The sequence below is a fragment of the Stutzerimonas sp. C6.4V genome (assembly GCF_058536345.1).
This window is the reverse complement of sequence record NZ_JBZUBM010000001.1, coordinates 2,991,498-3,012,300: the sequence shown is the minus strand read 5'-3', so window position 1 is coordinate 3,012,300 and position 20,803 is coordinate 2,991,498. Positions and strand designations below refer to the sequence as shown.

The window sequence follows — 20,803 nt, the reverse complement described above, 5'->3', positions numbered from 1 at the left end:
AGGGGGAGGGGCTTAGGCGGCGAGCTGCAGGGCGGCGTCCAGAGCACGTTGCTTGATCTGCGCGCCCTGGCCGAACCATGCTGAGTCCAGCCGGTATTCGGTGCTGCGCGCACGTCGTTCGTGGTCGACATACTCGGTCACGGCATTGAGCAGGCCCCAGGCAGTGCCCCGAGCCGATTCCAACTGACTGCCTCGGCCACGGCCTTCGTACAGCTCCTGAACCTTGCGCAGGGCGCGCTCGTTGGGCAACTGTTCGGGTAGCTGGCCGGTTGGGCTCACTTCGCACATGACGTTCATGAAGAAGCCCATCGCTTCATGCCACTGCACCTTGCGCTCAGCCAGATGACGCATGCGGTACATGAAGTCATCCCATTGCGAGACAGCGATCCCGAGCTGCTTCTTCACCGCCTTGGGATCGAAGCGGGTGTTGTGCGGCACCTTGATGGCTCGGCTGGTGCCGTCCAGGGCGATGGTTAGGGTGTTGTTGCAGACCACGCGAACGGTGGTCGGCGTTGCGGTTGTCGCCAGCGTACCGTCGCACGAGGTGGCCAGCAGCAGGTAGCCGTTGACCTGGTCGTTCCCTTTGATCGCCGTGCCTTGCCCGGTACGTGCCAGTGCCCAGAACTTGCGACCGCCCTTCAGCACTCCTGCTGTTTCCAGCTCATAGCCGGAGACCTCGGTCAGGTCCCGGTAAAACTCCAGCACTTCGCGCGGCTGCACGGTGTGGTAGCGGTTGGAGACGACCGACAGAGGAGCTTTGGTATCGGAGCGGTACAGCACTTTCTGCTCGGGGTAGGAATGGATAGCGCCGAGGTGACCTACCGCATCGGATTTGAAATGAACCGGGCTTTCCAGGATCTGCCAGTCCATGCCGGCTTCACGTTGCCAGATTTCGATGGGTTGTTCGCGCGGCAGGTTGTTACCCAGTCCATGCCACGGGGTTGCGCCGACATAGGCCATTTGTTCGATGAGATGTGCCATGAGAACGATTCCTTGGGATGTAAGCCGGCATAAAGCGCCGCGCGGAGCGCAGCACCGGCGGTAGGGATAAAAGAAGGTGAGAAGAGGTAGCGGACGGATCAGGCCGGCAGGTTGAAGCGATGCCCGCAGAGCAGGCACAGGTTGTCAGCCAACAGGTGGCGGTCGAGTTTGTCGCCAAGCTGGGCGCCGAGCGCACAACCGCTAACGCCGCCAACCAACCCACCGATGATGGCGCCGGAAACTGAGCCAATCGTGATGCCGACAGGGCCAGCGATAGCGCCAATGGCCGCGCCAGCTTGACTGCCTGCTAACGCAGCACTGACGCCACGAGCAGCACCGCCCACGGTGCCTACTGCAGCGGTGATCTTCATGGCGTGATGGAAGGAGGCGACTTTGGGGGAATGACAGCGAGGACACTGCAATGACATGGTTTGAATCTCCATGGTGGTTTTGTCATGGCAGTTATGTGTGGTTGAGATTTTTTGGAATCGAATTAGCTGCCTTGACTGATGTATGGCCTGCTGGTTTGGCAAATAACGATCCCTTGCAGCCATCGGTTTCTTCGTCAGCAATGTTCACTTCGTAGCAATGGTTATCTGCGGTCGGCATCTTCTGTTAGGTCTGTCCATATGGCCATCTATCAACGTATCCTTCCGCTCAGAGAACAGCCCCACCTCATGGATGGAGTAAATGCAAATTCGATTGATTGAAGGAAAACTCAAGTCGATATCCTTCCGTAATTGGGGAGGCATTCCAAATTTTGCCCTGCCGATTTCAGGCTGCCATGTTCAGCCCAGCTGCGGTGAGGGTATGGCAAGAGGAATGGGGCAAAACGCGGTGCATCAGTTCATATCGGAACCCTTGCAATGAGCGCGGTCCCGTTCACTGATCGTGAGTTAACGCGTGCCTGGCGAGAGCTCTCCACCATCGCCAAGCCAGTGGCTGGCAGCTCACGGAAAAACCCACATCGCTTGTTGTTGTTCTACGCCGTGGAGTGTGGATTGAAGGCTGTGTTGCTCAAGCGACAGAACCGCAGCCTGTTCGATCGCGAAGACATCGACAAAACTGGCCACAATCTGCGGCAAGTGCTCAAAGAGCTGAAGGTGGGGGCTGAACTGTCCTTGCCTGAAAATTTGCAACTTAAGCCGGTGACGCAGAATAGTAATCAGCAGCCACGCAACGGCGACATAAGCATTCTGCACCAAGCCTGGCGCTATGGTGGGGAATGCACTGCGCCTACCGACAATGATTGCGAATACCAGTTGGAGCAGGTGTTGAACTGGATTCAAGGAGAACTCAAATGAGCATGCAAACGGATACAGCCGAGCGATTGCTGACTTGGCTGGACGTTGAACGTGTGCTTAAGCAGCGCTCGGCGCTATGGACTCAGTTGCCCGCAAGTGTGCTGAGCGTGGATTGTTTTGCAACCGGCATGGAGGTGCGTCATGTCGCAGATGATGGGGTGGTGGATGACTGGCTGAGCGAAATCTTTGGTCATGCATACCAGCGCGACCAGCATTTCATCCGTCTTCGTATTGGCGAGGCCTGCTATCCGGTGGAGCTGATACTAGACACCGAAAGTGCCATGCCCGCTGCGCCGCAAAATTATCCACTATGGCGCGATATCACCTACCTACCCACCGATGATCCCGACTCAGATGTCTCTAGCTTGCAGCCGTTGATGCGGCCCACGGTAAACATGCCGACGGCATGGGCGACGGGCCCGGACTTGGTTTCCTTCCATTCCTTTAAGGGCGGCGTCGGGCGCACCACCGCCCTTATGACCTACGTAGCTGCTTGCATGCAGGAGCCAGGCCCCGCTCCCAAGAAGGTTCTCGTTGTAGACGCTGACCTGGAAGCCCCGGGCGTCAGCTTCTGGTTGGATGAAGTCAACCGACCTAAAGTGTCCTTCGTACAGTTTCTAGAGGCCCTGCACTACCCGCCTGCTGGACTGGATGCCACGCTAAACTTCTTCGCGGATGAATTGCGCAAAACCTCGCTTAGCCTAGGTGGCTTACAGCGTGAGCTTTTTGTGTTGCCTGCGGCATTGAATTTGACGGAGATCCAGGACATGCCGGTGGCGCCGGAGCACCTAGCTCGCAACCCGGGAAACCCCTGGCGCTTGTCGGATCATCTGCATGCCCTAGGCCTGCGTCTGGGTGTAGATGCCGTATTCATCGACCTACGGGCAGGTTTGAGCGAACTGGCAAGTCCCATCCTGTTCGACCCCAGGGTTGATCATTTCTTTGTCAGTACTGTCGCACCGCAATCAGTTCAGGGAATGGCTGAGGTGCTGCGTCGCCTATATGCCTTCAATCGTCAGTTGCCGGTAGCGCAGCAAGAGGGTGCGCGCCCCACAGTAGTATTAAGCCTTCTTACCAAAGAGCTGCGAGACGCGGGGCATTACGAACTTGCTCTGAAGGTGCTTGGTGAGGCCTATCCTACTGAGGACACGCTAGCCCCTGGGGTGCAGTGGCTGGAGGCCGAGTTCCTAAGCACCCTTATGTCCATTGGATCGGTGCGAGAAGCATTGGATTTTTTACCGCAGTCCAGTCGTTTGTTTGCCAGTGCGAGCGAATGGGCCAAGGCGCTCTATACCACGCCCGTGCAGGAACTGCCGGTCACGTCTACTGGGGGCACCAGCCCTGCAACGTTGTCTAGGCACGAGCAGGCAAAGAAATTGTATGAGGTCTGTAGGGCAGCAGAGTTTGCTGACAGCAGCGCTACAAGTGCCATCCTAGCCACGGAGCCGCTACTCAGTCTTGGCAAGCACTATGCGAACGAGTTGCCCAACCTGCTGATGATCGGCGCTAAAGGCGCAGGCAAGACATTCACTTTCCGCCAGTTGGTAGGCGCGCGCGGGTGGAAGCGCTTCTTGGGCAAATTGGGTTTTGACCCGGCGAGCACGACCGATGCAGCAATCTTTCCGGCACTCTGGTCCGACAATATTGAGGACAAGCCGGATGGAGAAATCAAGTTATCGCAGGGTATGACGCTCGACCTAATTCAAGGTGACAAACAGTTTTTGCTCGGTGCGAGCACAGTTCGGCGGCTGATTGAGGACGCACTAAAGTCACCACCCTCTTACTGGGAGGATTTCTGGGACAACCTCATCGCTCGTCAGCTCGGTATCCCGCATGGTGGTCTTCAAGAAGTCAATCAATCCTTGGCCACCCATTCGGCGCGAGTCGTCTTCACATTTGATGGCATTGAAGATGCGTTCAAGGATGCGAATAACGGTTTTTTTGCAGAAGCTATTCACGCCTTGCTGCGTTTACCCAATCGCGTTAGCGAGCTGGGGAATCGGCACATGGGCGTCATCGTCTTTGTGCGAGCGGATTATGTGCAGGCCACCATCCGCCAGAATTTGGGGCAGTGGCTGCAACGGTTCCAGCCGTTTCGTCTCCAGTGGAACCCTGAGAGCTTTTTGCGCTTAGCCTTCATGCTGAGTTGCCAGGCCGGCATTCACCCTAACGATCCCAAGTCGGCTCAGTCACTGCGTATTGAAGAGCTGAAGTCCGAGCTGGAGCGTTTGTGGGGGAAAAAGCTCGGCAGCGAAAAGTCCAAAGAGGCTCATTCTGCGCGATGGGTGTATGCCGCGTTGTGCGATTTGAAGGGAAATGTGCAGGCGCGCGACTTGGTTCGCTTCCTGAAGATCGCTGCAGGAGTGGAATCAACGCGAACCGGACAAACATGGCCAGATCGCCTCCTAGCGCCCGAATCTATGCGGAAGGCTATTCCTCAGTGTAGCGTCGAGAAGGTAGCCGAAGCTAAGTCGGAAATTGCCCCTCTGAGACGGTGGATGGAGCTCATGGAGCAGAGGGGCGTTCGCAATCTCAAGGTGCCATTTAGCCTAGAACAGGCATGCCTTGACGCGGGTCTCCTAGGTTCGTTGCAAGAAATCGGCGTGATCTATGAAGATACTGATGGCAACTTAGGTGAAGAGCGGTTGTTCCTGCCTGAAATCTACCGATGTGGACTGGGCTTCGTTACCTCTGCGGCTGGACGCCCGCGCACGCAAGCCTTGCTGAAAAAGAATATCGGGACCATTCCACTCTGAAGTATGGATAGCATGGTTTCTGGATAGCGGGCTTTGGTCGAACAACGCACACGGATAGAGGCATGCTTTCTAGGTGATTTGAAAGGTTCGGTCGGCGGTACATAGGCAAGCGCGCACTGCATGATGCTGCTGCAAAGTTGATCCCTCGCGAAGATGCGTTATTGGCAGATTCTATTTAAAACATAGTTACGGTCTTGCCTTATTCGTAGGAGTCCAAAAACACCAGCTGAGGTGTTTATGCGAGTAGAAATTGCCGAGCGAGTTTCAACAGAACGGGCAACCGCCTCTTGATCACCGTATCGAGATGACTTTTTTATCCCGACTCTCTTTGATGGCCGATATCGAAAGGTTGCCGGTAGCTGCTTCCTGGATGTGTTCGCTCCACCAAGCCATCATTGGTCGTCTGCGTTCGATGTAGTCCGCCCGGTTATAGGCGCTTCGTACTTCGTCCCTGTCAACGTGGGCAAGTGCCACCTCGATCAACTCAGGATCCCAGCCGTGTTCGTTGAGTATGGTGCTGGCCATTGAGCGCATGCCGTGGCTTACCAAACGACCTTCGAAACCCATGCGCTTTAGTGCCATGTTAGCGGTCTGACTGTTGCAGTGAGTGCGAGGGTTTCGGTTTGCTGGGAACACGTATTCACGGTGGCCGCTGTAGGGCTTGATTGCTTCCAGTAACGCGAGAGCCTGATCCGTGAGCGGAACAATGTGCGTGCGACGTTTCTTCATTCGCTCCGCAGGAATCGTCCAAATACGCTTTTCGAAATCGATGTCTGCCCAGCGGGTGGTCGCTGCCTCCGCTGGCCTGGTCATTGTGTGGAGCTGCCACTCGATCAGGCAGCGGGTCGTTCTTTTTATGCTGGCATTGGCAATTGCCACCATGAGTCTCACTCAGCTCATCGGGAGACAGTGCCGCCATGTTTTTCTTTTTCGGTTTCTTGAAAACGGAGCGGATGCCACTGAGCGGGTTCGCGTGAATCAGGCCCGAGTTGACCCCGTAGGTCATGATTTCGTTGAGCCGCTGCGTCAGGCGTTTAACGGTCTCGAGGCTACCTTTGGTCTCAAGAGGCCTGAGCAGGTTTTATGACCTTCGGTGCAGTTATAGCGGAGATGGGAGTGGTGCCTAGGTCCGGGAAAACGTGAAGCGTGAGCGAGCGCCAGATATCTTCGGCATAGGCTGAAGTTACTGAGTCCTTTTTGAGCTCGAACCATGCGGCCGCTACGTTCTTGAATGTGTGCTCTGTTGCTGCTTTCTTCGCCAGTCGATCAGCATCGCGCATTTCCTTCGGATCTACCCCCTGCGCAACAAGCTCTCTAGCTTCTACGGTTCGTTTGCGCGCTTGCGCCAGGCTCACCTCGGGGAAAGTGCCAAGCCCCATGTTGATCCGTTTTTTCGTCACAGGATAGATGTAGTTGAAATTCCATAGTCGTGAGCCATTGATTCTCACTCGCAACTGTGGGCCGTTACCATCAGTCAGCGTGTAGTCTTTTTCCCTTGGTTTGGCTGCTTTGACTCTGGGGTCTGAAAGGCGCGTGGCTTGGGCACCCATGATGTATTCCATGTTGTTCGTGTATTCCAAAAAAATATCAGCGAAACGCTTGGAATACCACGTGGAATACAGGAAAACGTAGATGTCGCTGGACGCTATCGGATGGTGATGGTGCTTGAAACCGCGTATTTACTGTGTTTCAGGCATAAAAAAAGACGTCCGTGGACGTCTTTAGATGTGTGATTGGTGGAGCCGGGGGGATTTGAATCCCAAACTTCAATATCCCGGCCAAATCAAGGCTTCAGCGCATTATGCAAGAAACCTTGATTTGTTGGATTGCTCACAGTGAGCGCGAGTATATGAACCTTTCGAGCCTTGTCAAGCATCGCAGTCACCTATCTGTGAGAGTGGCTTTGCGTGCGTTGGCGAGTAGATCTGCCCGCAGTCGGTTGGGTTTAGGCTGCGTTGAAGCCAAACGCTCCTGAGTTTGAAGTTACCAATGATCTAGGGAGGCGTCTTGGGTTTCTAAGGTGTTCCCGTTGGCACCCGATCATAATCACCTCAACTCAATTTACGGTCTTATTTTGACTGCGGTTTGAGGTTCATGGAGCAGGATTGCCTGGTGTGATTCCAGGTTTCAATCGCGAGGTGCGAAAATGGATGGGGCGATTCACCCGCTCCTGGATCAGGCGGTCCAGCACCTTATGGACCTGCGGCCCCAGGCCAACGAACACGGCATCCTTCAGTTCTTCGACTTCCGCCGCGAAGTGCTCCAGCAGGTACTTCCTCAGCAAGGGGTGCTTGGTCATATCCGGTGAGCCACGGTAATCGTCGTCCTTTACGAATACCGGATAGCGCAGACATTGATTTTCGTGCGTTAGAGAGGGCCTCGCTGCCCAAAAGCCTCACGCGCAAACTCCAAGAAGCTGCGCAGCTTTGGAGTCATTCTTCGGTCAGGGGTATAGAGGATGTGCATTGCGGTATTCGGCACGGGGTACTGCGGCAACAGACGCACCAGTGTCCCATCGCGCAGTGCATCGCTAACCAACTCTATCGGCTGTAGAACCACACCTAGACCAGCTACAGCCGCTGCCAGCAGTGGATCACCTTGATTGATCGTTAATTTGCTTGTAATAGGAACATCTATACGCCCCTCCGGGCTGTCGAAGCTCCAGTGTGAGCGGCCATCAGAATAGGTAAACCCCAGACACTCCTGCTGCTGTAGATCCCACGGATTGATGATGGGAGGGCGACGTGCAAGATAGGACGGCGCAGCGCATAAAACCATCTGATAGGGCTCCAGTGGCACTGCCTTCAACCCACTGCTCACCAGCTCGCCGATGCGAAATACCACGTCGTAACCATCATCAACGATATCGACCAGTTCGTTCGATAACGTTAGGTCAACAGACACCTGAGGATACCGAACCATGTATTCCAGCAGGCGTGGCGAAAGCGTGCGAATTCCGAACGTGACCGGCGCGTTGATGCGAAGGCGGCCGCTTGGTGTGCCCCGAGTGAGGGCGGCCAGGTTCTCGGCAGACTGCATGTCTGCAAGGATCAGTTTTGCTCGCGGGTAGAACGCCCTGCCGAAGTCGGTGAGGCTTTGCCTGCGCGTAGTCCGGTGCAGCAGGGAAACACCCAGATGTTGTTCGAGCATTTTCACCTGTTTCCCTACCAATTGAGGGGACAGATTCAGGTCGTCCGCAGCGGCGCTGAATGAACCCAGCTCAACTGTTTTGACGAACGTGGCCATCTGGGTCAGGCGATCCATTATAAACACTCTGTTTCTAGTAATGCGCCATCGTAGGCCTTTATCTAGCGCCAACCAATGACTAAATTTTCGTCACCTTTCGAGTGCCCGGATACCTTCCGGATGTACGTCGAGGCCCATTGATAAACGAGATATCTATGATGGCACGCATTGTCAGAATTCATGAATACGGTGACGCCAGCGTTCTGAAGCTGGAAGATCTGGAAGTATCGGCACCAGCAGCAAACGAGGTGCAAATTAGTGTTAAAGCCATTGGCTTGAACCGAGCCGAAGTGATGTTCCGCAATCACGCATACCTACAAGAAGCGGAGTTCCCCAGCCGCTTAGGCTACGAGGCCGCAGGCATCGTAACGGCAGTTGGGAGCGACGTAACCGAGATCACGATTGGTGACTCGGTCGCTCTGATCCCACCTCTGGATATTGCTCGCTGGGGCACCTACGGCGAGTTGGCCAATGTACCGGCCCACCTGGTGGTAAAGAGCCCTGAGAACTTGTCCTTTGAAGAGGCTGCGGCGTCTTGGATGCAGTACGTCACCGCCTGGGGGGCATTGATTGAACAGGCGAAGCTACGGCAGGGCGATTTTGTCATCGTTACCGCCGCGTCAAGCAGTGTTGGCTTGGCCGCCTTCCAAATGGCTCGTATGGTCGGCGCCACATCGATTGCGATCACTCGAACTCACGCGAAGAAGCAAGCCCTACTTGATGCAGGCGCTGCGCATGTCATCGTCAGCGATGAAGAGGATATCGTCGAGCGTGTTATGACGATAACTGCCGGTCAAGGCGCTCGCGTTGTATTCGATCCTGTAGGCGGGCCGTCCTTTGAACCTCTCACGCAGAGCATGGCGCGGGGCGGAATTTTGCTGGAGTACGGCGCACTTAGCTCTGAACCGACACCATTCCCACTGTTTACCGTGCTGGGCAAAAGCCTGACTTTGAAGGGCTATATCTACGCAGAGATTGTGGCCGACCTTGAAGCCCTAGAGAGAGCAAAGGCTTTTATTCTGCAAGGGTTGAAGTCCGGTACGTTGCGCCCGATCATCGCAAAGACATTCGCACTTAGCGACATCCAGGATGCCCATCGTTTCCTTGAAGCCAATCAGCAGATCGGCAAGATCGTGGTAACTGTCTGACCAGCAATTATGGGGCTGAGAGCGTAATCCTTCGGCCCCGATTCAAGCCAGCCCTGATGACCGCTATTGGCCGATTCTGTTGAAAAAGTAGCTGCTCCCCCCATGCTGTTGGCAGAATTGCTCTGTCAGCTAGCGCGGGGGCGAACAGCATGATGGGACAGTTACCAGGAGGACAGCAGTGCCTGTTCTACTCGTTCAATCTGGAAGACCACGTTCCGCCCCAACACCTCTTACGCAGCATCGACCAGTGCCTGGATCTCAGCGATCTGCGTGCCTACCTGGCGGATTTCTATAGCCCCATCGGGCGCACCTCGATTGACCCGGAATTGATGGTGCGCATGCTGGTCGTCGGCTACTGCTATGGCATCCTTTCCAAACGGCGATCGTGAGAAGAGGTGCACTTAAACCTGGCCTATCGCTGGTTCTGCCGACTGGGCTTTGAGGATGAAGTACCCAATCACTGGTGATTCCGACTGCGTCGCATGGGCAAAAGGGGCACCGTGTGTGCTTCGCAATGGGAGCCCCATTAAAGCGACACTCGCCAAAAAGAATGGAATCAAGACAGCAGAGTTATGGTCAGCACTGCGGCAACGAACAAGCCCGAAATCAATTCTGAATTGTGCTCACCAGGTTGCTTTGTGGCGATGCCCAGCATCGCCTATCGGTTGGCACGAGTCTCAGCAGGTGATGGGGATGCAGGCGTATCGCTTGTGCCGGTTTCAGCACACGATGTGGCTGCAGGTCATGCGCTGCTAATTGGCGCAGGGGGTGTGCTGATTGACCAGGATGGGAACAGCATCACTTATATCACTGAAGCCGACATGCAGACAGTATCTCGGAGATGTTTTGGCGGCACCTCAGAAGCATGTAAGACGCTGGTTACCCGCAACTGGAGCATGGTATTCAGCTAGCCCATTGCTCGACTATCGCCCCAGCTCAGACAATGCAACCGCATTGACAAGGTAATGCATCCGCATTACCTTGAAGCAACTCACACGAGCCGGAGCAAGTCATGGCCAGAGCACTTGAAGTCGAATCCACCCTTACCGACCGCTATCAGACGACGGTACCAGAAACGGTTCGCCGCGCACTTCAGCTAAACAAGCGCGACAAAATCCATTACTCGATTCGCCCCAGCGGTGAGGTCGTGCTGAGCCGTGCTGAGCCCACTGAGGATGACCCGGCAATCGGCCAGTTTCTCAGCTTTCTTGCACATGACATCGCAGCGAACCCTCAGCACCTGCGAGCCATAGATTCAGATCTCGTGGCACGCATTCATTCGCTGGTCGATAGCAACGATATAGATCTGGATGCCCCGCTGTCGGCAGACGATGAATGAGCCAAGACCAAGGTAAGCCACTGGTTGCTCATGGCTGGACAGTATTTGCGCACCCCTTGTTTCTGGATCAGCTCGAAACCCTCATTCAGCAAGTTGAGCTCTCAAAACAAAAAGACCCCGTGGGTTATCGCAAGAATAATGCAGCCAAGCGGCTGGCAGCCATCACCAAGCTGGCTTTTGACGTTATCCCACAAGACCCGAGCAAGCCCGAATACCGCCAAGGTGGCACATTGGGCGAGGAACATAAGCACTGGTTCCGTGCCAAGTTTTTTCAGCAGTATCGGCTGTTCTTCCGGTACCACGGCCCAAGCAAGGTAATCATCTTGGCGTGGGTTAATGACGAAGACACCAAGCGTGCCTATGAGAGCAGCGATGACGCCTACAAGGTGTTTCGAAAAATGCTCGCAAGCGGACATCCACCTGACTCGTGGGATAAGCTGCTGAATGAAGCCACGCAGGAAAACGCACGATTAAATTCGGCCGCCAGCTCGGTCAACTGAGCCCCCAACAAGCTGCCGGTTCAAATCCCTATCGAGGATTTGAACCCAGAACATCCTTCCCGCACCGCGCGGCGCCTTTAAACTGGAAATCGTTTTGGTTGCGCTCTTGACGGAAGGCTCAAGGTTCCTATATTGCTTAACGGCTGAGTGAAATCCTACAAATCAGTTTTCAGAGACCAAGTGCCTGAAACGCTGATTTGAGCTGGGTATTTTTGTCTTTGGATTCAAATCCCCCCGGCTCCGAGCCCCCGCAGGAGTTCGAATCGTTACGTACGAACCCCCAGAAACCCTCACTAGCCCGCACGGCCCGATGCTAGGTCGTTGATTTTCAACAAACCGCTCTATCGGTCCGCGCTTGCGGACTGCGGACTTTCGATTGGCCGGAAATCTGGCTCGCCCAGACGGCTCTCGGTACCGACACGTTGCAAACAGTCGGTACTTCTCGATAACTACCCGACGAATCGGAACATCACAGCCAGCCCTGATGTTGCCCCTGCTTGCTGACGCAGCTTGGAAGTTCTGGCTGCAATATTGCCCCCCATCGCTGTGGAAAGTAGCTCCCTGGGCAAGTGCAATCGAGGGGGGGGATCGCTGCGTAGAGCTTGTGACCCCCATCCTGCAGCGTGACCTGATTGGGTCAAGGCCGGGTTGTCATGCAGGCAGTTTGGCTGCAAGCAGTTCGACCTTCTCGATATTGGGCGGAGAACTGAGCAAGGTCGCGGCGTTGGCCATCAAGGCCGCGGCGATCTGGCCGTTCAGATGTGCTTGGCGACCTGCCTCATCGGCAAAGGCATCGAACACACCGAACGTCGAAGGGCCAAACTTCAATGCGAACCAGGCAGTGGTGCCGGACTCTGCGTTGGCGAGTGGCAGTGCGCTGGCCAGGAAGTCGGCAAGCGCAGCCTCCTGGCCGGGTTTGGCTTCGAGGCGAACAAACAGGGCGAGCTTGGTCATGCTGTAATCCTTGGGGTAAATGGAAAAGTGGGTGAAGGGATCGACGAGACAGCAGCCTAAGTCTTCATGATAGACATCTCTATAGGCAATAATGACAACATTGATATCATTGTTGCCATGAAAATCCACATCCTTGTTTGTGATGGCGTGTTTGATCTGGGGCTTGCGGCCCTGACTGACACCCTTGGCTTGGCCAACGCAATGGCGGGCTCGCTGCCACAGGCTCCCGCGCCCATCGAGATCACGCTGGTGGCCGTGCGGCGTCGCATCCGGACTGCGCAAGGCTTGACGGTCCCCGTGGTCACTGCGCGTGGTGTGCCAGAACCAGACGTCGTGCTCGTGCCCGCGTTTGGTGACAAGATGCCTGACACGCTCTCGGCTCGGCTCACACGCCCCGACGTGCCCGATGCGGTCGCGGCGCTACAGCAGTGGTCCACCGCTGGCGCGCACCTTGGTGCCGCTTGCTCCGGTAGTTTCTTGCTTGCAGAGAGTGGCCTGCTTGATGGGCATCGTGCGACGACGTCATGGTGGCTGGGGCCGATGTTTCGGCAGCGCTATCCGAACGTCACGCTGGACGAGTCACGCATGATCGTGAACTCGACACGCTTCACTACCGCGGGTGCCGCTTTGGCCCACGTCGACTTGGCCTTGCGCATCATCCGGGAGCGCAGTCCGGCGCTGGCGGCCCTGGTGGCACGCTATCTGCTGGTCGAGGCACGCAGTTCGCAAGCCGAGTTCGTGATTCCCGACCTCCTTGCGCATGCCGACCCGATGGTGGAGCGCTTCGAATGCTGGGCCAGACGTCGGCTCGCGAAGGGGTTCTCGCTGGCCGAAGCGGCCTGCGCCGCGGGCACAAGCGAGCGCACCTTGGCGCGGCGGCTGCAAAGCGTTTTGGGCAAGACGCCGCTGTCGTATTTCCAGGACCTGCGCGTGGAGCATGCCGTCCATCTCTTGCGCACCGGAAACGCGAGCGTCGACCAGGTCGCCGCACAGGTCGGGTACTCGGATGGGGTGACCCTGCGGGCCCTGTTGCGCCGCAAGCTGGGCCGGGGTGTCAGGGAGTTGCGACGCGGTGGATGACCAGAGGCGTTTGGTGTATGTACGGCTGGAGACCACCGGGAAACTGACGCAGGCCAAACGGCGCATTTGGACCTGATAAAACTACTGCGCCACGTTATTTGAACTGGTTTGCTAGGGATGGTCTGAAGTAGCCCGGCATTGCCCGCCAACTTCAGTCTTCGCCGATTTTGAAAGGCCCCCTCGATCAGGATCGACCAGATTGCCCGCTCATTTCCTCGCTTTTGGCCGCCGCAAGCCTCTCACGGCGGCCATTACCCACATTACAGACGCACCTCTCCTGCGCTACTCAGTAAATGTCGGCGAGCCATCCACAGATTCGATAGCGCAAACAGCGTCACCATCTGAGCCGCATTCTTAACAAGGCCACGAAAGCGCACCTTGGTGTAACCGAACTGGCGCTTGAGTACCCGAAACGGATGCTCCACCTTTGATCGCGTCTGCGCCTTGGCCCGCTCGATACGGCGCAGTGCCTTGTACAGGACGCTACGCTTGCCATATTTCTCATACGTACTGCGTCGCGCCGCAATCTGCCAGATCACCTGACGGCCCTCATGCTCGCTGCGCTTCTCGACACCGGTATATCCCGCATCTGCAGCTACCATGTTTTCCTCGCCGTGCAGCAATTTGTCGACCTGGGTAACGTCGGCAACATTGGCCGCCGTGACGTGAACGTGATGCACTAGGCCTGACTCAACATCAACGCCGATATGCGCCTTGGCACCAAAGTAATACTGGTTACCTTTCTTGGTCTGGTGCATTTCTGGATCGCGTTTGCCTTCCTTATTCTTGGTCGAGCTCGGCGCATGGATCAGCGTGGCATCGACGATAGTGCCTTGGCGCAACGAAAGCCCGCGATCGCCCAAATAGCCGTTGATAACGCCAAGGCTGCCAGCAGCCAACTCGTGCTTCTCCAGCAGGCGGCGGAAGTTGAGGATAGTGGTTTCGTCCGGGATACGTTCCAAGCTCAAGCCTGCAAACTGGCGCAGGATGGTCGTTTCGGACAACGCTTCTTCCATCGCCGGATCGCTATAGCCGAACCAGTTTGCAGCAGATGCACGCGTAGCATCGCCAGCAACGGATAGGACGGGCGACCTCCTTCTCCCTTGGGGTAGTGAGGCTCGATCAGGGCAATCAAGCCCTTCCACGGCACTACCTGATCCATCTCGATCAGGAACAACTCGTTGCGAGTTTGCTTGCGCTTGCCGGCGTACTCGGCGTCGGCGAAGGTCATCTGCTTATTGGGATACTCAGCCAGCGGGATCAACGTATTTCACCAGAAGGAGGAGGTCTTTTTCAGAGTTTCCCTAGCTATCTAGGCGCAAGGCCTTCATCAGCCCACCACCCGACAGCGATTCAGTTACGTTGCTCACAGCTTTTTACTCCAGATAAGCGGAGCCTGACGCCGAAGAGACAGGCCCTCAACTCATTAGAACTCCTGCACGGTTGGGCGCAGAACGATCTCGTTAATATCCACGTCAGCAGGCTGCTCAATTGCGAAGGCGATAGCTCGAGCGACCGATTCGGCGGGAATTGCATGCTTGTAGAAGTCCACCACGAAATCGCGGCTCTGTTGGTGGGTGCTGCCGAATTTCAGTTCGGAGTCCACGGCGCCCGGTTCGATAGTCGTGGTGCGGATGCTGCCACCGACTTCGTGACGCAGTCCTTCGGAGATAGCCCGCACAGCAAACTTGGTGCCGCTGTACACGGTGCCACCTGGGCTGAACACCTTCAGGCCTGCAACCGATGCGATGTTGATGAAGTGACCACTGTTTTGTTTCTGGAAGACTGGCAATGCAGCCGCGACTCCGTACAGCAGACCCTTGATGTTGATATCGATCATGCGATCCCACTCGTCAGTGCGAGCATCGCTGAGCGGTGCAATCGCCATCAGTCCGGCATTGTTGACCAGTACATCAATGCGACCGTAGGTGTCCACGGCACCTTGAATGAGCGTTTTGACCTCTTCCTGAGAGGTAACATCGGTCTGATACGCGATTGCCTGACCACCTGCATTGGTCAGCTCAGCCACCAGTGCGTCGAGTTTATCTTTGCGACGTGCAGCCAGCACTACGCGAGCGCCAAGCGCAGCAAGGTGGCGCGCAGTAACCTCACCCAGGCCGCTACTGGCACCGGTGATAACGACAACTTTTCCAGAAATGTTATTGCTCATGCTGAGAACCTCATCGGCGGGTTTGTACTTCGCCATGGCTGGTTAACCTGGCAGTGCGCAAACTTTAGACCCATGATTGATCTCAATAAATGGAAATGATTAGATTATGCTATTCCTGAAAATGGAATAAATGAGAGGGGCAACATGCTTAACCGCATGGAGATGGTCAGGATTTTTTGCACAGCAGCAGAGGCAGGTAGCTTCCGCGAAGCGGCAACCCGATTAGGTATCTCCCCGCAAGGGGTTACCCGAGCCATTCAAGCCCTGGAAACGGAGCTTGGCGAATCGCTGTTTCACCGTAATACCCGCCAGGTGAGCATCACTGCTTTCGGTCAGGATTACGCCAAAGATGCCAGATCAGCTCTGGAGCATTTCGACACGCTATTCCGGTCGCACAGGATGGAACCTGAGCTGTCAGGGAGGGTGGGAATCACGGCTCCACATGCTATTGGCAGGCGCTTCCTGATACCGTTTCTTCAGCCCCTGGCCGCTGCACATCCTGACCTGCAATTCGATCTCCGCTTGGAAGATCAGATGACTGATGCTGTTGAGGCGCATATCGATATTGGTATCAGGGTGGGGGTTATTCGCGACCGGCGCTACGTTGCACGTGCCTTAGCTCCCGTGCCGTTTTACGTTGTCGCGTGCCCGTCTCTCATAGGCCAAAAGACACCACCTAAATCTTTGGATGCCTTAGCTAAGCTGCCACTTTCAGTCCTGATCGACCGGAAAAATGGCCGCCCTTGGCCTTGGCTATTTGCCGACGGGCAAACGTTCACGCCCAGGCAGCCAGCTCTTATCTGTGATGATCCAGATACGGAATTGGAAGCCACCCTGGCAGGCATGTGTTTTGGCCAAATTCCTGCCTATCTGGCTGAGCCTCATCTGCGGTCAGGAAAGCTGGTTGCTGTTTTGGCTGATCTCGCTCCAGCGCCATGGGATCTGTTCATATACCGCCCGCAGCAGGGTCCTGTATCGAAGCGGGTGCGATTGGTGTACGACCACCTTAAGCAGGCTTTCTCAAACCCCAAGCTATTTCCCCAGGGCCTGGGGACATAGCTTGAATACCTGCCAGCAATCGTCCGCTTTTGGCCCAGAGTGTGTAAAAACACTTTCACATCTTGTATGCCCCAGCCCACTGCGCCTGGGCGTAGTGATTTCCCGAGCATTTGCCACGATCAGCGCCGGTGGCGCGTCAGAGCGCTTATAAAGCACTGTGGTACCTCTTGGGACAGTAAAAACCGGGGCTTTTACGCCGTCATCGCCTTCAATAAGCCTTCGGTACCCATGATTTTCATCACCCGCTTCAAATTATAGGCAAGCACATTCAAGCTCATTTCTGCACTCACCCCGTTCAGCTTTCGGGTCAGGAAGTGCGTTGCGCCCATCCACTGCTTGAGCGTCCCGAAGGGATGCTCAACAGTCCGTTTTCGAACCTTCATCATCTCTGGTGCTTGGTTTAACCGGCGCTGCATTTCCTCCAGCACAGCCTCATTTTCCCAGCGCCTTACGCGACGATTTGTGCTTAGCGTGCACTGGGTTTTCAGCGCGCAACTCTGGCACTTTGAACTCCGCTGCCGCGCGTCATCATCGAACGGGCATCTGGGTCGGTCAGCGAAACCTGTTTGTCAGGGGAATCGTTGAGCTGAGTTTCGATCCCCTGAAGCTCTTTCATCTGCGCTTTGAGCTTGGCGATTTTGTCTTCCAGGCTGGCAGTGTCTGGCGCGGAGGCGCTAGGATTCTGTCGATCAGCCGCATCGAGCGATGCCAAGTAACGGCTGATGCTCGTCTCTATTTCTTCCATGCGCCGCTTCAGTTCGGCGCTGGTGAAATTCCGGTCGCGGTTGTTCACCGCCTTGAATTTACTGCCGTCGATGGCAACTAGGTTTTCGCTAAAAAGTCCCAGCTGCTGGCAGAGCAAAACGAACTGGCGGCAGGCGCCGCGAATGGCTTTGCTGTTGTCTTTTCGGAAGTTGGCGATGGTCTTGAAGTCGGGCATCAATCGCCCGGTTAACGACATGAGTTCGACGTTGCGCTGAGCTTCTCGCTCAAGACGCCGGCTCGATTGAATGCAGTTTAGATAGCCGTAGATATAGATCTTCAGCAGGATCGCAGGGTGGTAAGCCGGTCTTCCGGTTTCAGCTGGAATGACGCCATCAAAACCTAGCGTGCCTAGGTCGAGCTCGTCGACGAAGACATCGACCACACGTACCGGATGGTATCACTGACGTAGTCGTCGAGGCTTTCGGGAAGTAAGGTGCTTTGACCTCGGTGTTCACCCTGGATAAACCGTTTCATGGGCGTCCCTTGCGCTGAGATTCTCGGACATAGCAAGGCTTTGCCGGTGCGTTTTTACACACTCTGGGCCGAAAAAAGCCTCTGACGACTGACAGCATGTGCCAAATGCCTTGAGCCCAGGCTTCGGGCAGAACCCGGCCTGTGACTCGCGGCTGGAGTATGGCTTATCAGCGCCTCCCTACTTCAACGCCGCTACGATAGCGTCGTTGAACACGGGGATGTCGTTGGGGTTACGCGAAGTGATCAAAGTCCATCCATTGGCTTGGCATTGCTTTACTTCAACATCTATCCAACCAGCAGCACCGGCATTTTCCAGATCGAGCCTGACGCTGGGGTAAGACGTGAGGGTCTTGCCAGCTATGACCCCAGCGTTGATTAGCAACCACGGCCCATGGCAAATCGCAGCGATTACTTTGCCTGATTCGGCGAACTCCTTGGCCAGGCGCTGGGCATTTTCATCCAGTCGAAGCGTGTCGGCGTTGACCGTTCCGCCTGGAATCACAAGCGCATCAAAGTCCGAAGCGTCGAGCCCAGCCAGCGCAACCTGAGACTCGACAGTGCGATCTTTCTCAGTGTCCTGAACGAACGTCTGGGTAGTGCCGCCGTCACTTGAGCCATGGGCGACCAGGGCGCCATGCGCCTTAAGCGTTTCAAGCGGTTTCACCAGCTCATCGCGCTCGATACCCGTATTCGAGGTGATGAATAGTACTTTTTTGCCTGCCAGTTGATTACTCATGGTGGTCACTCAGTCCTCTCATCAAGGTAAAAAAGGAGGCGTGCGGGTGACACTTCATCCGACGCGTTGAAGATGGGAGGTCAGAGCGGTTTTGAAAGTTCATCCGCATTCGTCTTGAGCAGAATGCAATGGATGAAGCCAGGAACGTCGGGGGATTTCACATTCGAGCCTGCAAAAATTGAGCAGGTTATAAACATCATTTGCGTGACTCTGGGCCACGAGTAGTAGGGTTTTCTTCGCCCTGACCCTGGGACGGCACACGGTTCTCGGATTGCTGAAAGTGCGCGAGCAGGAGCGCAAATGAGTGACTTGGCAGTCGAGTATCCGGTGTGAGACGGGGCAATTGAACTATGGCTAGTTCTGGCTTTTGCCGCCCTTTGCAATGGGATGCCTGAATACCTTCACTGACCGCATAGGCCACTCTGTCGCGGGCATCTTACTCAGGGCTAATGGGTTCGGATTCACTGGTACAGAACAACGCCATCTTGTTGCCATCCGGATCTCGCAGTTTGCGAATGCTTGAATCTTAGCGGTCTCCATTGGGCATCTCGATTTGTCTGCAAAAACGGAAAGTTTAGTCCAGTGTCGAGCAACGGCGACGTGCGCTTCAATAGAGGAAAATGGTCGTTGTAGAGCTGTTGCATCAGCCTCGAACGCGGTACCGCCCGTCAGGCTTTGACCAGTTTTCCTGAACAACGAGCGTTGCATGGGAGACGAACCAAGGTAGGAGCGAAAGCGCAATCGGCGCTCCTTTGAACTGACTTGGAGAACCCAGATGAAAGCAATCGTCTACAACGGCCCGCGTGACGTCAGCGTCCAGAACGTCCCAGATGCGAAGATCGAGAGACCAACGGATGCTCTCGTTCGAGTCACATCCACGAATCTTTGTGGTTCCGATCTGCACATGTACGAAGGCAGAACCACCTTCGAGACGGGTCGAGTCTTCGGTCACGAGAACCTCGGTGAGGTGGTCGAGGTAGGTGCAGGAGTTGAGCGCGTTAAGGTTGGAGACATGGTCTGCTTGCCCTTCAACATCGGCTGTGGTTTTTGTGAAAACTGCGAGAAAGGACTTACCGGCTATTGCTTGACCGCCAATCCAGGCAGCGCTGGTGCCGCCTACGGCTTTGCAGAGATGGGCACTTATGACGGTGGCCAGGCCGAGCTGCTGCGAGTTCCCTTCGCGGACTTCAACTGTCTCGTGCTGCCTGAGGATGCGAAGGAGCGCGAGGACGACTACGTCATGCTCTCCGACATTTTCCCCACGGGATGGCACGCAACAAGGCTGGCGGGGCTGCAACCAGGCGAGTCCATTGCCATCTACGGCGCAGGCCCGGTCGGCTTGATGGCGGCGCACTCCGCGCTTATCCAAGGCGCTTCGCAGGTCTTCGTAATAGACGATCAACCAGACCGCTTGAAACTGGCTGCCCAGATGGGGGCCACGCCAATCAATTCCGTCGAGCAGAAGGCTGTCGATGAAATCCTGAATTACACCGATGGTAAAGGCACGGATCGTGGGTGCGAATGCGTGGGCTACCAGTGCTGCGACAAACATGGCCACGAGGTGAATCACCTGACCATGAACAACCTCGTCGCCTCGACCAAGGCAACCGGTGGTATCGGAGTAGTCGGGGTATTCGTTCCCCAAGATCCGGGTGCCAAGAACGAGTTAGCCAAAGAAGGGAAGATGGCTTTCGACTTCGGTTCCTTCTGGTTCAAAGGGCAGAAAATCGGCACCGGGCAAGCCAACGTCAAGGCGTACAACCGCCAGTTGGCTGAGCTAATTCATCACGGGCGTGCCGCACCCTCGCAGATCGTTTCCCATCGATTGAAGCTGGATGATGGCCCAAGTGCTTATAAGCACTTCGATGCACGAGACAAGGGGTGGACGAAGGTTGTGATGAAGCCTGCGGCTTAGTGTTTTGAGTAGCCGTCTCCTGCTCGGGGCGGCTACCCGGATGCTGTATCGTTCGAATCCATGCGAGCATCAATGATGCTCAGGCAGGATCCAAGTTTCGCCGGTCATGAAACGTCGTTCTGAGCGACTCATGGCGACTTTGGAAATCTGCCAATCGCCATGCTGTTCCTAAGCTTGAGTACCGACGGCTTGTGATCCTGATGAGAGAACGAATCGAATCTGCCAACCAGCAGCATCTTGTATTAGTCAGTTAGCAATGGATCTAAGGATTATTGCTGCGTGAGCTCCAGTCGCTGCCTTATGGTGAATCATCTCTATGGTATCGCGACTGACCGCTATTGGCCCAGAGTGTGTAAAAACGCTTCGTCAAAATTGA

General features: G+C 55.6%; 18 protein-coding genes and 4 pseudogenes. 12 read left to right on the top strand and 10 right to left on the bottom strand.

Annotated features, from left to right (window positions below; all coding sequences use genetic code 11):
- Positions 1 to 12: 12 nt before the first annotated feature.
- Together AC4LFW_RS14160 and AC4LFW_RS14155 are read right to left on the bottom strand one after the other, a co-directional pair.
- Positions 13 to 981 carry a DUF932 domain-containing protein gene (locus AC4LFW_RS14160; RefSeq protein WP_491819707.1) on the bottom strand — a complete coding sequence of 323 codons (969 nt, stop codon included), beginning with the start codon at positions 979 to 981 and terminating at the stop codon, positions 13 to 15.
- 98 nt (positions 982 to 1,079) lie between these two features.
- A complete protein-coding gene (locus AC4LFW_RS14155) occupies positions 1,080 to 1,409 on the bottom strand; it encodes a hypothetical protein (protein WP_491820236.1) in 330 nt (109 codons plus the stop codon).
- A 262-nt stretch (positions 1,410 to 1,671) separates the two neighbouring features.
- Here AC4LFW_RS14155 and AC4LFW_RS14150 point away from each other — a divergent pair, with 262 nt between their 5' ends.
- The 3 genes from AC4LFW_RS14150 to AC4LFW_RS14140 are packed head-to-tail and all read left to right on the top strand — an operon-like array spanning position 1,672 to position 5,041.
- The gene (locus AC4LFW_RS14150; protein ID WP_491819706.1) at positions 1,672 to 1,851 is read left to right on the top strand and encodes a hypothetical protein; all 180 of its coding nucleotides are present in this window, start codon (positions 1,672 to 1,674) and stop codon (positions 1,849 to 1,851) included.
- Positions 1,848 to 2,285, top strand: a complete 438-nt coding sequence (locus tag AC4LFW_RS14145; protein WP_491819705.1) for a hypothetical protein — start codon at positions 1,848 to 1,850, stop codon at positions 2,283 to 2,285. Before AC4LFW_RS14150 ends, AC4LFW_RS14145 begins: the two co-directional genes overlap by 4 nt.
- Complete coding sequence (locus AC4LFW_RS14140) at positions 2,282 to 5,041, top strand: ParA family protein (protein WP_491819704.1); 2,760 nt, start codon at positions 2,282 to 2,284, stop codon at positions 5,039 to 5,041. Before AC4LFW_RS14145 ends, AC4LFW_RS14140 begins: the two co-directional genes overlap by 4 nt.
- A gap of 291 nt (positions 5,042 to 5,332) precedes the next feature.
- Here AC4LFW_RS14140 and AC4LFW_RS14135 read toward each other — a convergent pair.
- The 3 genes and pseudogenes from AC4LFW_RS14135 to AC4LFW_RS14125 all read right to left on the bottom strand — a co-directional run bounded on the left by AC4LFW_RS14135 (position 5,333) and on the right by AC4LFW_RS14125 (position 8,305).
- Positions 5,333 to 6,591: pseudogene (locus AC4LFW_RS14135) on the bottom strand (integrase domain-containing protein).
- 542 nt (positions 6,592 to 7,133) lie between these two features.
- A complete protein-coding gene (locus tag AC4LFW_RS14130; protein ID WP_197445814.1) occupies positions 7,134 to 7,340 on the bottom strand; it encodes a hypothetical protein in 207 nt (68 codons plus the stop codon).
- Between the two features lie 68 nt (positions 7,341 to 7,408).
- Positions 7,409 to 8,305: a LysR family transcriptional regulator gene (locus AC4LFW_RS14125; protein WP_079329350.1), complete on the bottom strand. Its 897-nt coding sequence runs from the start codon at positions 8,303 to 8,305 to the stop codon at positions 7,409 to 7,411.
- 140 nt (positions 8,306 to 8,445) lie between these two features.
- Between AC4LFW_RS14125 and AC4LFW_RS14120 the strand changes: the two genes are divergently transcribed.
- The 5 genes and pseudogenes from AC4LFW_RS14120 to AC4LFW_RS14100 all read left to right on the top strand — a co-directional run bounded on the left by AC4LFW_RS14120 (position 8,446) and on the right by AC4LFW_RS14100 (position 11,274).
- Positions 8,446 to 9,435, top strand: coding sequence for a zinc-dependent alcohol dehydrogenase family protein (locus tag AC4LFW_RS14120; RefSeq protein ID WP_041756905.1), 990 nt, complete (start codon positions 8,446 to 8,448; stop codon positions 9,433 to 9,435).
- A gap of 149 nt (positions 9,436 to 9,584) precedes the next feature.
- Positions 9,585 to 9,896, top strand: a pseudogene (locus AC4LFW_RS14115) (transposase); the annotation flags it as partial.
- A gap of 111 nt (positions 9,897 to 10,007) precedes the next feature.
- Positions 10,008 to 10,346 (top strand): inositol monophosphatase family protein, encoded by a 339-nt coding sequence (locus tag AC4LFW_RS14110; RefSeq protein ID WP_313263016.1) that lies wholly within the window; start codon positions 10,008 to 10,010, stop codon positions 10,344 to 10,346.
- A 101-nt stretch (positions 10,347 to 10,447) separates the two neighbouring features.
- A complete protein-coding gene (locus AC4LFW_RS14105; RefSeq protein WP_015275815.1) occupies positions 10,448 to 10,774 on the top strand; it encodes a type II toxin-antitoxin system PrlF family antitoxin in 327 nt (108 codons plus the stop codon).
- On the top strand, positions 10,771 to 11,274 hold the full coding sequence (locus AC4LFW_RS14100) for a type II toxin-antitoxin system YhaV family toxin (RefSeq protein ID WP_079329351.1): 504 nt from the start codon (positions 10,771 to 10,773) through the stop codon (positions 11,272 to 11,274). Before AC4LFW_RS14105 ends, AC4LFW_RS14100 begins: the two co-directional genes overlap by 4 nt.
- 651 nt (positions 11,275 to 11,925) lie before the next feature.
- Here the strand turns inward: AC4LFW_RS14100 and AC4LFW_RS14095 are convergent.
- Positions 11,926 to 12,228 (bottom strand): putative quinol monooxygenase, encoded by a 303-nt coding sequence (locus AC4LFW_RS14095; protein WP_007182542.1) that lies wholly within the window; start codon positions 12,226 to 12,228, stop codon positions 11,926 to 11,928.
- Between the two features lie 66 nt (positions 12,229 to 12,294).
- Here AC4LFW_RS14095 and AC4LFW_RS14090 point away from each other — a divergent pair.
- Together AC4LFW_RS14090 and AC4LFW_RS14085 are read left to right on the top strand one after the other, a co-directional pair.
- Positions 12,295 to 12,879, top strand: a pseudogene (locus AC4LFW_RS14090) (DJ-1/PfpI family protein); the annotation flags it as partial.
- A 120-nt stretch (positions 12,880 to 12,999) separates the two neighbouring features.
- Entirely contained in the window at positions 13,000 to 13,308 is a 309-nt protein-coding gene (locus AC4LFW_RS14085) for a helix-turn-helix domain-containing protein (RefSeq protein ID WP_371263644.1), read from the top strand.
- 260 nt (positions 13,309 to 13,568) lie between these two features.
- On the opposite strand, the gene AC4LFW_RS14080 is transcribed toward AC4LFW_RS14085, so the two are convergent.
- Together AC4LFW_RS14080 and AC4LFW_RS14075 are read right to left on the bottom strand one after the other, a co-directional pair.
- Positions 13,569 to 14,539, bottom strand: a protein-coding gene (locus AC4LFW_RS14080; RefSeq protein WP_341456006.1) for an IS5 family transposase whose coding sequence is annotated in 2 segments (ribosomal slippage) — positions 13,569 to 14,350 and positions 14,350 to 14,539 — 972 coding nt in all. Because the reading frame shifts where the segments join, the coding sequence is not laid out codon by codon here.
- 195 nt (positions 14,540 to 14,734) lie between these two features.
- Positions 14,735 to 15,478, bottom strand: a complete 744-nt coding sequence (locus tag AC4LFW_RS14075) for an SDR family oxidoreductase (protein WP_031310677.1) — start codon at positions 15,476 to 15,478, stop codon at positions 14,735 to 14,737.
- A gap of 144 nt (positions 15,479 to 15,622) precedes the next feature.
- Between AC4LFW_RS14075 and AC4LFW_RS14070 the strand changes: the two genes are divergently transcribed.
- Positions 15,623 to 16,537 (top strand): LysR family transcriptional regulator, encoded by a 915-nt coding sequence (locus AC4LFW_RS14070; protein ID WP_044315388.1) that lies wholly within the window; start codon positions 15,623 to 15,625, stop codon positions 16,535 to 16,537.
- A gap of 191 nt (positions 16,538 to 16,728) precedes the next feature.
- Here AC4LFW_RS14070 and AC4LFW_RS14065 read toward each other — a convergent pair.
- Both AC4LFW_RS14065 and AC4LFW_RS14060 read right to left on the bottom strand, forming a co-directional pair.
- A pseudogene (locus AC4LFW_RS14065) lies at positions 16,729 to 17,776 on the bottom strand (transposase).
- Between the two features lie 178 nt (positions 17,777 to 17,954).
- Positions 17,955 to 18,512: a type 1 glutamine amidotransferase domain-containing protein gene (locus tag AC4LFW_RS14060; RefSeq protein ID WP_044315387.1), complete on the bottom strand. Its 558-nt coding sequence runs from the start codon at positions 18,510 to 18,512 to the stop codon at positions 17,955 to 17,957.
- A gap of 775 nt (positions 18,513 to 19,287) precedes the next feature.
- Between AC4LFW_RS14060 and AC4LFW_RS14055 the strand changes: the two genes are divergently transcribed.
- Entirely contained in the window at positions 19,288 to 20,427 is a 1,140-nt protein-coding gene (locus tag AC4LFW_RS14055) for a glutathione-independent formaldehyde dehydrogenase (RefSeq protein WP_003291480.1), read from the top strand.
- The last annotated feature ends 376 nt before the right edge of the window (positions 20,428 to 20,803 follow it).